General features: G+C 54.2%; 12 protein-coding genes. 6 read left to right on the top strand and 6 right to left on the bottom strand.

Annotation, left to right across the window (positions count from 1 at the left end; translation table 11 throughout):
• Positions 1 to 55: 55 nt before the first annotated feature.
• The 5 genes from glnQ to rhtA form a co-directional block, all read right to left on the bottom strand.
• The gene (glnQ, locus tag FHW04_RS01660; protein ID WP_031377033.1) at positions 56 to 778 is read right to left on the bottom strand and encodes a glutamine ABC transporter ATP-binding protein GlnQ; all 723 of its coding nucleotides are present in this window, start codon (positions 776 to 778) and stop codon (positions 56 to 58) included.
• Positions 775 to 1,434 carry a glutamine ABC transporter permease GlnP gene (gene glnP / locus FHW04_RS01655; protein WP_031377032.1) on the bottom strand — a complete coding sequence of 220 codons (660 nt, stop codon included), beginning with the start codon at positions 1,432 to 1,434 and terminating at the stop codon, positions 775 to 777. The genes glnQ and glnP overlap by 4 nt, the downstream gene beginning before the upstream one ends.
• An 80-nt stretch (positions 1,435 to 1,514) precedes the next feature.
• On the bottom strand, positions 1,515 to 2,261 hold the full coding sequence (gene glnH, locus FHW04_RS01650) for a glutamine ABC transporter substrate-binding protein GlnH (RefSeq protein WP_031377031.1): 747 nt from the start codon (positions 2,259 to 2,261) through the stop codon (positions 1,515 to 1,517).
• Between the two features lie 328 nt (positions 2,262 to 2,589).
• The gene (gene dps / locus FHW04_RS01645) at positions 2,590 to 3,093 is read right to left on the bottom strand and encodes a DNA starvation/stationary phase protection protein Dps (protein ID WP_089561110.1); all 504 of its coding nucleotides are present in this window, start codon (positions 3,091 to 3,093) and stop codon (positions 2,590 to 2,592) included.
• A 325-nt stretch (positions 3,094 to 3,418) separates the two neighbouring features.
• Complete coding sequence (rhtA, locus tag FHW04_RS01640) at positions 3,419 to 4,333, bottom strand: threonine/homoserine exporter RhtA (RefSeq protein ID WP_089561109.1); 915 nt, start codon at positions 4,331 to 4,333, stop codon at positions 3,419 to 3,421.
• A 368-nt stretch (positions 4,334 to 4,701) separates the two neighbouring features.
• Here rhtA and ompX point away from each other — a divergent pair, with 368 nt between their 5' ends.
• A complete protein-coding gene (ompX, locus tag FHW04_RS01635) occupies positions 4,702 to 5,214 on the top strand; it encodes an outer membrane protein OmpX (protein WP_031377028.1) in 513 nt (170 codons plus the stop codon).
• Positions 5,215 to 5,603: 389 nt separating this feature from the next.
• On the opposite strand, the gene FHW04_RS01630 is transcribed toward ompX, so the two are convergent.
• Positions 5,604 to 5,795, bottom strand: a complete 192-nt coding sequence (locus FHW04_RS01630; protein WP_031377027.1) for a hypothetical protein — start codon at positions 5,793 to 5,795, stop codon at positions 5,604 to 5,606.
• 258 nt (positions 5,796 to 6,053) lie between these two features.
• Between FHW04_RS01630 and mntR the strand changes: the two genes are divergently transcribed.
• From mntR to FHW04_RS01605, 5 genes are all read left to right on the top strand, one after another.
• A complete protein-coding gene (gene mntR / locus FHW04_RS01625; RefSeq protein WP_046288429.1) occupies positions 6,054 to 6,512 on the top strand; it encodes a manganese-binding transcriptional regulator MntR in 459 nt (152 codons plus the stop codon).
• 21 nt (positions 6,513 to 6,533) lie between these two features.
• On the top strand, positions 6,534 to 7,643 hold the full coding sequence (locus FHW04_RS01620; RefSeq protein ID WP_031377026.1) for an SLC13 family permease: 1,110 nt from the start codon (positions 6,534 to 6,536) through the stop codon (positions 7,641 to 7,643).
• Between the two features lie 151 nt (positions 7,644 to 7,794).
• Positions 7,795 to 8,940, top strand: coding sequence for an HlyD family secretion protein (locus FHW04_RS01615; RefSeq protein WP_031377025.1), 1,146 nt, complete (start codon positions 7,795 to 7,797; stop codon positions 8,938 to 8,940).
• Positions 8,937 to 10,505, top strand: coding sequence for a DHA2 family efflux MFS transporter permease subunit (locus tag FHW04_RS01610; RefSeq protein ID WP_031377024.1), 1,569 nt, complete (start codon positions 8,937 to 8,939; stop codon positions 10,503 to 10,505). Before FHW04_RS01615 ends, FHW04_RS01610 begins: the two co-directional genes overlap by 4 nt.
• Before the next feature lies 1 nt (position 10,506).
• A complete protein-coding gene (locus tag FHW04_RS01605) occupies positions 10,507 to 12,039 on the top strand; it encodes an efflux transporter outer membrane subunit (RefSeq protein ID WP_089561108.1) in 1,533 nt (510 codons plus the stop codon).
• The last annotated feature ends 868 nt before the right edge of the window (positions 12,040 to 12,907 follow it).

Genomic DNA, 12,907 nt, shown 5'->3' with positions numbered 1-12,907 from the left:
GGCGACGGCGCGGGACAGGCAGGAAAAGCGGGCCGGCAGGGCGGCCCGCCCGTCATCAGGAGACGTGCTGCAGGAATTCGCGCAGACGATCGCTGGGCGGATTGCTGATCAGGCTGTCGGGATCGCCATCTTCCGCGATACGACCCTTGTCGATGAAGATCAGACGCGATGCTACCTTCTGCGCGAAGCCCACTTCGTGGGTCACGATCACCATCGTCATGCCTTCTTCTGCCAGATCCTGCATCACTTTCAGCACTTCATGACGCAGCTCCGGGTCCAGCGCCGAGGTAGGCTCATCGAACAGCATCATTTTGGGTTTCACCGCCAGCGCCCGGGCAATCGCTACCCGCTGCTGCTGACCGCCGGAAAGCTCAGACGGGAAGTGGTGCGCGCGCTCAGCCAGCCCCACTTTGCCCAGCAGCTCTTTCGCCAGCTGGCGGGCCGCCTCTTTGCTGGCGCCACGCACCCGGATCGGACCAAAAGCCACATTATCCAGCGCGCTCATCTGTGGAAACAGGTGAAACTGCTGGAAGACCATGCCCGCTTCCTGACGGATCAGGCGATCATCTACTTTCGGATCGTTGACCCGCAGACCGTCGACGATCAGCTCGCCGCTGGTGATCTCTTCCAGCTTGTTAATGCAGCGCAGCAGAGTCGATTTGCCCGAGCCGGACGGCCCGATAATCACCACCACTTCACCCCGGTTAATCTTCAGGTCAATATTATGCAGCACCTGGGTCTGGCCAAAATGCTTCGAAACATCTTTAAATTCAATCACAGGATTTTCACCCTTTTCTCAACACGGCGCAGCACAAAGCTCAACACCAGCGTAATCACCAGATAGATGATCGCGACGGCGCTCCAGATCTCCAGAGCGCGGAAGTTACCGGCGATAATCTCCTGACCCTGACGCGTCAGTTCAGCGACACCGATAACAATAAACAGCGAAGTATCTTTGATGCTGACAATCCACTGGTTACCCAGCGGTGGCAACATGCGGCGCAGCGCCAGCGGCATAATCACATAGCGCAGCGTTTCGCGGCTCGACAGACCGAGCGCCAGCCCCGCTTCGCGGAAGCCTTTGTTGATCGACAGCACCGCACCACGGGTAATTTCCGCAATGTAGGCGCCGGAGTTAATCATAATGGTCACCACCGCCGCGCTGAACGGATCGATACGCAGGTCAGGGAAGGCCATCGGCAGGGCGAAATAGATAAACATCACCTGCACCACAATCGGGGTGCCGCGGATAATTTCAATAAACACCAGCGCGATGTTGTTGGTGATCCAGCCGCCGTAAGCGCGGGCGAAACCGGCCACCAAGCCGATAATTAACCCGCCAACCAGGCCGATGATTGAGATGATTAAGGTCATCTTTGCGCCTTCAAGCAGCGCCGGCATGGCGGGCCAGATGACGCTCCAGTCAAACTCCATGGTGTGACTCCAGATATGTTGCGATGGAAAAAAGCAGGGAAAAAGTTTCCCTGCTGAAAAGTTAGTGCTGCTGCAAATTGTTATTTAGGTTCGGTACCGAACCATTTTTTATACAGCTGATTGTAGGTGCCGTTCTCTTTGATGGTTTTCAGCGCGCCGTTCACTTTTTCACGCAAATCGTCGCTGCCTTTCGGGAAGGCGATACCGTACTGCTGCGCTTCAATTGATTCGCCTACCGCTTTGAAGCGGCCTTTACCGGCGGTATTGATGAAGTAGAGAATGTTTGGCGTATCATGCAGTACCGCGTCAGCGCGATTGGTACCGAGTTCCATGTAGGCGTTGTCGATGTTCGGGAACTGACGCAGATCTTTGGTTTTGATGTTGGCTTTAGCGTAATCAACCGAGCCGGTGCCGCTCTTCACGGCGACCACTTTACCGCTGAGATCGCTGATGCCTTTGATGTCGTTCTCATTGTTACGCACCATCACCAGCAGACCGCTTTTGTAATAGCCATCAGAAAACTCGATAGCCTTTTTACGCTCTTCGGTAATGGTGATCCCTGCCAGCGCCAGATCGACGTTGCGGGTCTGCAGTGCCGGGATAATACCGCTGAAATCCATTGGCTTGAGGGTGTAATCGAGTTTCAGTTGCTTAGCAATCGCATCCCACAGGTCAACGTCGAAGCCGACATATTTGTCGCCCTGTTTGAACTCAAAGGGAACGAAGGCGGTGTCAGTAGCGACCACCAGTTTCTTTTCTGCTGCGGTGGAAGAGAGGGAGAAGGCCAGCGCCAGCGCGGCCACAGAAACTTTTAACAGTGACTTCATCATTTTTCCTTATTACTACCAGGCGGCAGGGCCTGTGTTTGCGGCTTGTCATATGAAAGAATTATGCCAACTTTGCAAAATACACCAAATCAGTGGGTTAAATAACCCAGCTGACACGATTTTGCAGGAATATCTGCCTCTGCACTATTTTGGTGATCCAAATTGGTGCAGATTGCTGTTTTGGTGCAACCGGTAGTGTGCCTCAGTTGTAAAGGCTGTGAAGCGAAGGAGGGAAGAACTGTTAACAGGGTCATAAAATTGCGGTAACACAGACGTAAAAAAGGCGGGTCTCCCCGCCAGTTTTGTCTCATTGATAAATCAATGGCTGTTATTCAATGTTGGCTTCGATAAACCACAGGAATTTATCCAGGTCACGTGAAGCGGCAGTAAAGATGTCAGCAGTATCTTCATCTTTAACTTCTGAAATCGCTTTGCGGGTGTCGTTGGCAACGACGCTATAACGATCGGCCAGCGCTTTCAGGTGGTCCTGCACGCTGTGGATGTTAAGCGGGTAGCTTTTCAGGGGTGTTTTATCATTAACTACCTGCGCGGTACCCAGCGCAACACCGCCCAGCTGTACAACACGCTCAGCAATGGTGTCCTGATGATCGGTAATTGTGGTACGGAAGCCGTCCAGCATTTCGTGAACACCAATAAAGTTAGCGCCACGCATGTTCCAGTGGGCCTGCTTGGTGATCAAAGACAGATCAATAAATTCGACAACCAGACGGTTCAACACTTCAATGGTGGCTTTTTTCTCATTATCTGCCACATCGTTGCGGGTATAAATCAGGTCGGAAGATTTAGTTTTAACCAATTTAGCGGTACTCATCGTTTCAGTCCTCTCTTTGATGGTTGTCCTAATCAAGTACCGGATAAGTATAGCAGCGGTTTTCAGCTTTGCATTAACGGCTGTGTCGATGGCTGAAATAGTGCGTATCTTCAGCACAGGCCGCGCCAGGCGGGAAAGGTTAATGCCATGTTAAAATACAATGGATGGTTAAACTGTTTATAAATCAGACTGTTAAATGTTAATGTAAATAACAGATAAACGACTGTTTCAAAATACGAAAGACAGTCGCTTGATTTAGTTAAGAATAATTCTCACGTTGAGTATGATTGTTATTTAAGCGGCTGATCAAAATCCTGTTTATCGTTTATTTGGTCCCGCTGCTGTTAATTCCCACTTCGCTTAACTGACTCTTTTTTGGCTTCATGGTGAGGGTGGAACCGGCTGAGGCAGTGATGATCGCCAGTAGCGCCAGGCACTGCAGCGGCGTCAGGGTTTCGCCGAGAAACAGTATGCCGGAAAAAGCCGCCATCGCTGGCTCCAGGCTCATCAGCGTGCCGAAGATGCGTGCCGGTAAGCGCGTTAACGCGATCATCTCAAGCGAATAGGGGATAGCGCTGGAAAGCAACGCTACCAGCAGCGCCACCGGCAGCACGCTCCAGTGCCAGATGCCGCTTTCGGCAAACGTCAGGCCGAGCGGAACAAAAATAATCGATGCGATCAGCGAGCCAATCGCCACGGTGGCAGGACCGTGCTCTGCACCGGCGCGCTGGCCAGCCAGAATATAGATTGCCCAGCAGGCGCCTGCACCCACCGCCAGCGCGGCACCCAGCGGGTCAATCGATGCCATGCCAGCACCGAACGGCAGCAGGAAGCCTAATCCCACCACCGCCAGCAGCACCCAGACAAAATCGAGCAGGCGGCGCGATCCGAATAGCGCCAGCGCCAGCGGACCGGTAAACTCCAGTGCAACCGCTACCCCGAGCGGCACGGTACGAATCGCCAGATAGAACATAAAATTCATCGCACCAAGCGCCAGTCCATACATCAACAGCGGCATCCGCTGTTCGCGGCTGAAGCGTAAGCGCCATGGTTTGAAGATCAGGCAGAGAATCAGGGTGCCGAAGCCGAGACGCAGGGCAGTGATGCCGGTCGCGCCGACGCTCGGGAACAGTGTTTTGGCCAGAGAGGCACCACCCTGCAGCGATAACATCGCAATCAGCAGCACGGCGATCGGTAACAAGACGGGCGTAAGGCTTTTTTGAGCTGAAGAGGCAGACATCCTGTATACATTTCCTGGTCATAAGCGCGATGAGTCAGTCAGTGTAAAGGAAATGGCGAGCAAAAAAATGACAGAGTGGCGTTTAAATTTGCGTTAACTGCGCAAATTCTGGCCAGATTCAGGACCAATTTGGTAAAGAAACGTCAGGTTTTTTTAGGATTTTACTTAAAGACCGAAAACATGAAAAAAAAATTATTGCAGGAAGATGACGGTTTTTATAAGAAAAATGAATGACATAGGTTGTTGCATTAACTTCCTGTTACACCAAACATTCTGTTAGACAACAAAATGCGGGCAGAGTTTCTCGCTATTTTTTGTTATATTTTCAGCGTTGTCAGGAGAGAAGTATTTTCACATTTGAGGTGGTTATGAAAAAAATTGCATGTCTTTCAGCATTAGCCTGTGTACTGGCAGTATCTGCAGGTTCAGCAATGGCACAGAGCACCGTAACTGGTGGCTATGCTCAGAGCGATTACCAGGGCGTGGCTAACAAAGCTAACGGCTTCAACCTGAAATACCGCTATGAAGACGGTTCTAACCCACTGGGTTGGATCGGCTCATTCACCTACACCGAAAAAGATCGTACCGAAGATGGCTTTTACAACAAAGGTCAATACTACGGCATCACTGGTGGTCCTGCTTACCGTCTGAACGACTGGGCAAGCATCTACGGTGTTGTGGGTATCGGCTATGGTAAATTCCAGCAGAACGACACCGCTTCACGTGACAAATCTGATAGCAGCGACGTAGGTTTCTCATACGGCGCTGGTATGCAGTTCAACCCAATCGAAAACGTTGCACTGGACGTGGGCTACGAGCAGAGCCGCATCCGTAACGTTGACGTTGGCACCTGGATTGCTGGCGTAGGTTACAGCTTCTAAGTTTAGCTTAGACGACCTGCCAAAAAACGGCCCTTTATGGGCCGTTTTTTATTGCGCGCTTGCCAGACGGCTTCTGCAGAAGCGGGACACTCCACCCGTTTAACGCGGGCTTATGCTGACCAGCGAGCACAATGCCGCAGGCCGAATTGCGCCTGATCTGACGTGGCGTGTCAGGTTCTCAGCCAGGGAAAGTGGTAGGGGAACGTTGTCTGAAGGCAGTGACCGCTGAGGTAAAGAGAATCTGAAGCGAACGTTATCTGAACTGCATAACAGCTGAGGAGAACATTACCTGAAGGGTAGGTTGCCTGAGAAGAATATTATCTGAGCGAAACAGAGAAGTGGCCCTCCAGTGATTCACTGAAAGGCGCTGTAAACGGGCAGGTGAAGAATTATCCGCGCCAGATCAGATTCTGACAGCGACGATCTTCGGGCTTTTTGCCGAGTAGTTTTTCAATCAACATCAGACGCAGTGTGAATGGGGAACGCGTCAGCAGGCACAGCCAGGATTTCATCTCCGTGGTTGTTCTCTTTTCAGCCTGGAAGCATTTGCTGCAATCTAAACAGCATTTCAGGGTGCTCATAGAATCACCTCCCAATCAGTATCGACGTAAAAGTAAGCAGAGTCCGGCGACGTAACCCATAAACAACAACAGTAACAGATAGGGATCGATCATGATCTTGATCACCGGCTGCTTACATTATCAACAAATATAGCATTGGCTATATCATTTAGCCAAGGCTAATGACGAAAAATTTGAGCTTCTTTGCACCTGGTTTACAATGAGCGCAGCTACATCCGTACGGCAGTGACAGTACGGACATAATAAAGAGGAAGCTGAATGAGTCGTCGTGCCAAAAGCGTGGTTTCTGCCCCGCAAGGACCACTGAAAGATATTGAAGAGCATGTCGAAGGTTTTCGGCAGGTGCGCGAAGCGCATCGTCGTGAATTAATTGATGACTACGTTGAGTTAATCTCTGATTTGATTGGTGAATTTGGCGAAGCCCGTCAGGTTGATATGGCGGCGCGATTGGGCGTTTCCCAGCCAACGGTGGCAAAAATGCTGAAACGTCTCGGCAGCGCCGGACTGGTTGAGCAGGTGCCTTATCGCGGCGTATTTCTCACCAGCGAGGGCGAGAAGCTGGCTGAGGAGAGCCGTGCCCGTCATCATATTGTTGAAACTTTCCTGCTGGCGCTGGGGATCAGCCCGGAAACTGCCCGCCGTGACTCAGAAGGTATTGAGCATCACGTCAGTGATGAAACCCTGGCCGTGTTCCAGAAGTTCTGTGAAACCCGTTAACTCTTAAGGCGCAATGCCATCATGCCGCAGCTGTTTCGATCTTTTTTGCATGACTCGATTTTGCATTTACTCGTCGTTATTGGTGTGGTTCTGGCATTTCTGGCTGACTTTCGCTGGCCGGATCTGCCTGGTGCGGTGGACTGGCACACCATTATTACCCTCACCGGCTTGCTGATCCTGACTAAAGGTCTGGAAACCAGCGGTTATTTTGATGTGCTGGGCGGACGGCTGATCGCCCGCTTTCGCCATGAACGCGCGCTGGCGCTGTTTATGGTGCTGGCGGCGGCGCTGCTTTCAACCTTTCTGACTAATGATGTGGCGCTGTTCATTCTGGTGCCGCTGACCCTGACGTTGCGTAAGTTCTCGCGCTTACCGATTTCACGGCTGATTATCTTTGAAGCGCTGGCGGTTAACGCCGGATCGCTGCTGACGCCGGTCGGCAATCCACAAAACATTTTGTTATGGAGTCACGGCTCGCTCAGCGTGGCCGGCTTTATTGTGCAGATGCTGCCGCTGGCGGTCTGGCTGTTGCTCAGCCTGGTGCTGTTAACCTGGTTTAGCTTTTCGAAGCGCACTATTGAGAAACACGATAATCCGCACCAGCCGCAGTGGCAGAAGCCGCTGTTTGTAGTCAGCGTGCTGCTCTATCTGCTGTTTATCGCCGGGCTGGAGTGGCAGGTGACCGGCTGGGTGCTGCTGTTGATCATCGCCAGCTTCCTGCTGATGGCGCGCCCGGTGTTACTGCGCATCGACTGGAGTCTGCTGGCGGTGTTTATCGCTATGTTCATCGACGTCTGGCTGCTAACGCGCCTGCCGGTAATGCAGGCGCACTTTGATGCAATTGCCCAGCTCGGTCAGGGACAGCTCTACCTGCTGGCGATTGGATTGTCACAGGTGATCAGCAACGTGCCGGCCACGATTCTGCTGCTGCAAAAAGTCCCGCCGTCTGAGGTGCTCGCCTGGGCGGTGAATATCGGCGGCTTCGGCCTGTTGCCCGGCTCGCTCGCTAACCTGATCGCCTTGCGAATGGCGCAGGATCGTGCGGTCTGGTGGCGTTTCCATCTCTTCTCCCTGCCATTACTCGGCTGGTCAATGGCCAGCGGCTGGCTGTTGCTGCAGTTGCTCAAATAAGTCCACTTCATCCTGCTGCCAATCCCAGGTAGCAGGATGTGCGCCTTTCCTCAGGTTAGGTAAAGTTATGCTGGATTTTGTCAGTTTTCGATCTAAGGTTAACGAGACCTTTTATGCCCGGGAATTAGGGCCTTAGCCAGTGATGGGAACTATGAGCGAGAACAACCAACGCGATCCACACCAGCAGGACGCAGAAAATGCGCCGGATAAGAACAGTCAGTCTGATGATAACCAGGATAACGATCAGCAGCCTGAACGCAAACGCCCCGGCAAGAAACCGTTGATAATTCTGGCAATTGTGGTAGTGGTGATGCTGATTGTCGGTTTCTGGTTCTGGTTCTCAACCCGTAACCAGGAGACCACCGATGACGCCTTTACCGAAGGCGATGCGGTGACCATCGCACCGAAGGCATCCGGTTATGTGGTTAAGCTGTTGGTTAAAGATAACCAGCGGGTGAAGAAGGGCGATCTGCTGGTCGAAATTGATCCCAGCGATAATCAGGCGCAGCGCGATCAGGCCAAAGCCCAACTCGGCCTGGCGGTCGCTCAGTTGCACCAGGCGCAGGCGCAACTGGCGCTGTCGCGGGTACAGTATCCGGCCCAGCGCGATCAGGCGTTAGCCGATCAGGCCAAAGCGGAAGCGAATCTGCTTAACGCGCAGGCGGATTACCGTCGCCAGCGCGGCGTCGATCCACGCGCCACCAGCCAGCGCAATATTGACACCGCGGCGGCACAGTTACGTTCTGCTCAGGCCCAGTTGCAGAGCGCGAAAGCGCAGGTGGAAGTAGCGTCGCAGGTGCAGTTACAGATTCGCCAGCAGGAAACCAACGTTGAAGCGCGTCAGCAACAGGTTGAACAGGCCAGAGCGCAGCTCAACACCGCCGATCTTAATCTCTCCTACACCCAGGTGCGCGCTCCGTACGACGGCTTTGTTACCAAGCGTAATGTGCAGCTCGGCACGCTGGTACAGGCAGGATCTTCGCTGTTCTCGCTGGTGTCGCCGGATATCTGGATTACCGCCAACTTCAAAGAGTCGCAGCTTGAGCGCATGAACCCAGGCGACAAAGTGGCGATCACCGTTGATGCCTGGCCGGATATGAAGCTGGAAGGGCACGTCGACAGTATTCAGATGGGCTCCGGTTCACGCTTCTCCACTTTCCCATCAGAAAATGCCACCGGTAACTACGTCAAAATCGTGCAGCGCGTACCGGTCAAGATCGTGATTGATAAAGGTCTGGACCCGAATCATCCGCTGCCGCTCGGCCTGTCGGTTGAACCGAAGGTGACGGTGGAATGAGTGCCCCGCAGAGCTGGAAACCGGCCAGCAATCCGTGGCTGGTAGCGGTCACGGTCACCCTGGCGGTGTTCATGGAGATCCTCGACACCACGATTGTTAACGTGGCGCTGCCGCATATCGCCGGTTCGCTCTCTTCCAGCTATGACGAGTCAACCTGGGTGCTGACCTCGTATCTGGTGGCAAACGGCATTGTGCTGCCGATCTCCGCCTTCTTCAGCCGACTGTTTGGCCGTAAGCAGTTTTTCCTGATCTGCATTGTGATGTTCACCATCTGCTCTTTCCTGTGTGGCATCGCCACTGAGCTGTGGCAAATTATTCTGTTCCGCGTCCTGCAGGGCTTTTTTGGTGGCGGCTTGCAGCCGGTGCAGCAGTCGGTGCTGCTGGACTATTTTAAGGCGGAAGATCGCGGCAAGGCGTTTGGTCTCTCCTCCATCGCCATCATCGTGGCACCGGTTATCGGGCCAACGCTGGGCGGCTGGATCACCGATAATTACAGCTGGCGCTGGGTGTTCTTTATAAACATTCCGGTCGGCGTGCTCACCGTACTGGCGATCTATCAGTTGCTGGAAGATCCGCCGTGGGAGCGCAAATGGGCCAAGGGCAAACTGAAGATCGATTACATCGGTATCAGCTTAATTACCCTCGGACTCGGCTGTCTGCAGGTGATGCTGGATCGCGGTGAAGACGAAGACTGGTTTGCCTCGCACTTTATTGTGCTGTTCGCCATTCTGGCAGTGATCGGTATTGTCGGGGCGGTCTACTGGCTGATGTATGCCCGCAAGCCGGTGGTCGATATTCTGGTGATGAAAGACCGAAACTTCTGGGTGGCCGGGCTGCTGATGGCCGGGATGGCAATGATCCTGTACGGCAGCTCCGTGGTTCTGCCGCAGCTGGCGCAGCAGGATCTGGGCTATACCGCCACCTGGTCCGGTCTGGTGCTGTCACCCGGGGCGGTGCTGATCGTGCTGACTATCCCGCTGGTGCTGAAACTGATGCCGATTGTGCAGACGCGCTACATCATTGCGTTTGGTTTCAGCTGTCTGGCGGTCGCGTTCCTCTACTCTTCGACCCTGACACCCGATGTTGATTTCACCACGCTGGTGTTGATGCGCAGCGCGCAGTCTATCGGGCTCGGTTTCCTGTTCGTGCCGCTCACCACTATCGCGTTCGTCACTATTCCGCAGCGGCTCAATGCTGACGCCTCGGCGCTGTTTACCATGTTCCGAAACGTCGCCGGTTCGATTGGTATTTCATTGTCGACCGCCGCCATCACCGAACGTGAGCAGGTGCGCTCGGCGCATATGGTGCATAACATGACGCCGCTCAACGAGCCGTTCAACATCACCGTTCAGCACTGGGCGCAGGCAATTCGCGACTTTACCTCAGCGGTAGGCGATCCCATCACCCTGGCAAGCGGTCAGCTCTATCAGGAGATGATCGCCCAGTCGCGCATTCTCGCTTACATCGACGTCTTCTCAGGCCTGAGTATTGTCGCCCTGATTTTGATTCCATTTTGTTGGCTGCTGTCGCCGATTAAGAGCGAAGGCAGTGCAGGAGCACACTGACATGAAGGTTATTTCTTCTCGCGGCCTGAAACCGTTGAGCCTGTTTACGCTGGCACTTTCGCTGGCCGGCTGCGCCGTCGGGCCAGATTACCAGGCACCGAAGCCGGCGGTGCCCGGCAGCTACAACAGCCTGGATTCGCAGGAAGCGTCTAAGCCGCAGAGTGCGGCGATCAACTCCCGCTGGTGGCGCAGCTTCAACGATCCGCAACTCGACAGCCTGATCGCCCGAGCAATTGAAGGCAACCTGACGCTGCAACAGGCGGTGCTGCGCATTGCCGGCGCGCGTGAGCAACTGAGCCAGGCGCAGGGCGGCCTGTTTCCCAGCCTCAACGGTTCGGCCAAAGTCAACCGCCAGCAGCTCGGGCTGGAAGGCTTGCTGAAAGCCAATGGCGCGACCGATCAGCTCGACAGCAATGTCGCCAGCCAGCTCAATGGGCTGACCCAGCCGGTCACGCTCTATCAGGGCAGTTTCGATGCCAGTTGGGAACTCGACCTGTGGGGCAAAGTGCGCCGTCAGGTTGAGTCCGCCAATGCCCAGCAGCAGGCGGCGATTGAGCAGCGCAACGATGCGCTGGTGTCGCTGGAAGCGGAAGTGGCGCGTGCCTGGCTGCAACTGCGTGGCGCGCAAAGTACTATCCAGACGCTGCAGCAGCAGATTGATGTGGCGCAGCAGACTACCGAACTGACCCAGAGCCAGCAGCGTAACGGACTGGCACCGTTGACCGATGTGGAAAATGCCCGCGCCCAGCTCAGTAGCCTGCAGGCGCAGCTGCCGCAGTATCAGTCGCAGGCACATCAGGCGATGAATGGCTTAGCGGTGCTGCTGGGCAAAACGCCAGGCTCGCTGGATGCTGAACTGAGTGCGCCGAAAGCACTCCCGCCGCTGCCGCAGTTTGTCCCGGTGGGGATCCCTTCTACGCTGGCGCGACGTCGTCCTGATATCCGTCAGGCGGAAGCGACGCTGCATGCACAGACGGCGGAGATTGGCGTTTCCGTCGCGCAGCTGTTCCCCAGCCTGTCACTGACCGGCCAGCTTGGCGTGCGAAACACCGACGTCAGCTATCTCGATAACTGGAGCAGTCACTTCTACAGCTACGGCCCGTCATTATCGATTCCAATTTTCCAGGGCGGACGGCTGGTGTCGAGCGTCAAACTGGCGCGGGCGCAGCAGGCCAGTGCTGCACTCGACTATCGTCAGACGGTACTGACCGCCTTACAGGACGTGGAGAATGCGCTGGTCAGCTACCGCGCCGATCAGCAGCGGGTCACCGCGCTGGACCAGACCACCGGTTCGTTGCAGCGCGCCTTCGATCTGGCCAGCGATAGCTACCGTCAGGGACTCTCAACCTTCCTTGAGGTGCTGGATGCACAGCGTCAGCTGGCGCAGGCTGAAGAGCAGGCTACTCAGGCGCGGATGCAGAGCGCGCTGGATTTAGTCGCGCTGTATAAAGCGCTGGGCGGCGGCTGGGAAACCTATCAAAACGTCGAACTGCCGCAGTATTCGGTATTTGGTCCGGCGACAGAGGTGAATTAACCTTCAGGCGGTGGCAGAGACCCGGCTGCCATCGCCGCAATTTTTTACACCGGCAACACCGACCCTGCCAGTCACTGTTCCTCCCCCACATTGCGCGTTTCTTGCTCTGATAACTCATTGAATCGTCACCGTTCACTGCATTTTTACCGGCCGCGCGTCAGCGGGAATAAACCAGGCTTAATATCAGGGTTATTATTCAGCTAAGGCCGGGCACCGCGCCGGCTATTATTTACCTGAACAGGATAAATAGCGTTAGCAACGCCCGGTTAGCCGCGCGGGGGTTTTCTGTTTTTATTCACAGCCAGGTTTATCGGCGTCGGGTATGCCATCTGCCGATGTGTCTGCTTAATAGGCCCGATACGTCGGTTAAATCGGTTAACCGGCCGCAGTCCGCCTGAGGTTTATCTGACGAACTGCGCCTGCACGGCGAAATTTTTAAACCATCCACAGGCATTAATAAAAATGCGCCAGCACGGTGAACCTTTTGCGCTATTACGGTGCGTCGCGGCGGGGGGCTTTTCGCGTTAATCTGTAAACTATTGTGACTGAGATCGAAATTTATCGCGCGTTTAATCTCGCCCTGGTATGCAGCGGACCCCAAATAAAAAACAGGGCGTCAGACTCTTTAAACCGGTGTTTTTTGCCCGTCACAGCGGGCGAAGGATGCCTGTAATCGATTCCAGTGACGGAAGTAAGACGCCGTTCAGTGTTAATTCAGCGTTAATAAAACGTCAGGAATTAGCCGCTCAAATTCAGCCAGCGTTTTTGAAATAACATCTAAGAATTATCTGGAGCGTAAAAATAATTTATTTTTTTATTTGAATTAGGTAATCTTGTCGCTACAGTTTTATTAACCCCCTTAAACAAG

Source organism: Pantoea sp. AN62, assembly GCF_050432985.1.
In the GTDB taxonomy this organism is placed as follows: domain Bacteria; phylum Pseudomonadota; class Gammaproteobacteria; order Enterobacterales; family Enterobacteriaceae; genus Pantoea; species Pantoea brenneri.
The sequence above is the reverse complement of the archived record's forward strand: the minus strand, read 5'-3'. Positions and strand labels throughout refer to the sequence as shown.

Excerpts from the sequence above, each read along its gene's own strand:
- glnP (WP_031377032.1), bottom strand. The coding sequence starts at position 1,434 with ATGGAGTTTGACTGGAGCGTCATCTGGCCCGCCATGCCGGCGCTGCTT.
- ompX (WP_031377028.1), top strand. The coding sequence starts at position 4,702 with ATGAAAAAAATTGCATGTCTTTCAGCATTAGCCTGTGTACTGGCAGTA.
- FHW04_RS01620 (WP_031377026.1), top strand. The coding sequence starts at position 6,534 with ATGCCGCAGCTGTTTCGATCTTTTTTGCATGACTCGATTTTGCATTTA.
- mntR (WP_046288429.1), top strand. The coding sequence starts at position 6,054 with ATGAGTCGTCGTGCCAAAAGCGTGGTTTCTGCCCCGCAAGGACCACTG.
- glnH (WP_031377031.1), bottom strand. The coding sequence starts at position 2,261 with ATGAAGTCACTGTTAAAAGTTTCTGTGGCCGCGCTGGCGCTGGCCTTC.
- FHW04_RS01630 (WP_031377027.1), bottom strand. The coding sequence starts at position 5,795 with ATGAGCACCCTGAAATGCTGTTTAGATTGCAGCAAATGCTTCCAGGCT.
- rhtA (WP_089561109.1), bottom strand. The coding sequence starts at position 4,333 with ATGTCTGCCTCTTCAGCTCAAAAAAGCCTTACGCCCGTCTTGTTACCG.
- FHW04_RS01610 (WP_031377024.1), top strand. The coding sequence starts at position 8,937 with ATGAGTGCCCCGCAGAGCTGGAAACCGGCCAGCAATCCGTGGCTGGTA.
- FHW04_RS01605 (WP_089561108.1), top strand. The coding sequence starts at position 10,507 with ATGAAGGTTATTTCTTCTCGCGGCCTGAAACCGTTGAGCCTGTTTACG.
- dps (WP_089561110.1), bottom strand. The coding sequence starts at position 3,093 with ATGAGTACCGCTAAATTGGTTAAAACTAAATCTTCCGACCTGATTTAT.
- FHW04_RS01615 (WP_031377025.1), top strand. The coding sequence starts at position 7,795 with ATGAGCGAGAACAACCAACGCGATCCACACCAGCAGGACGCAGAAAAT.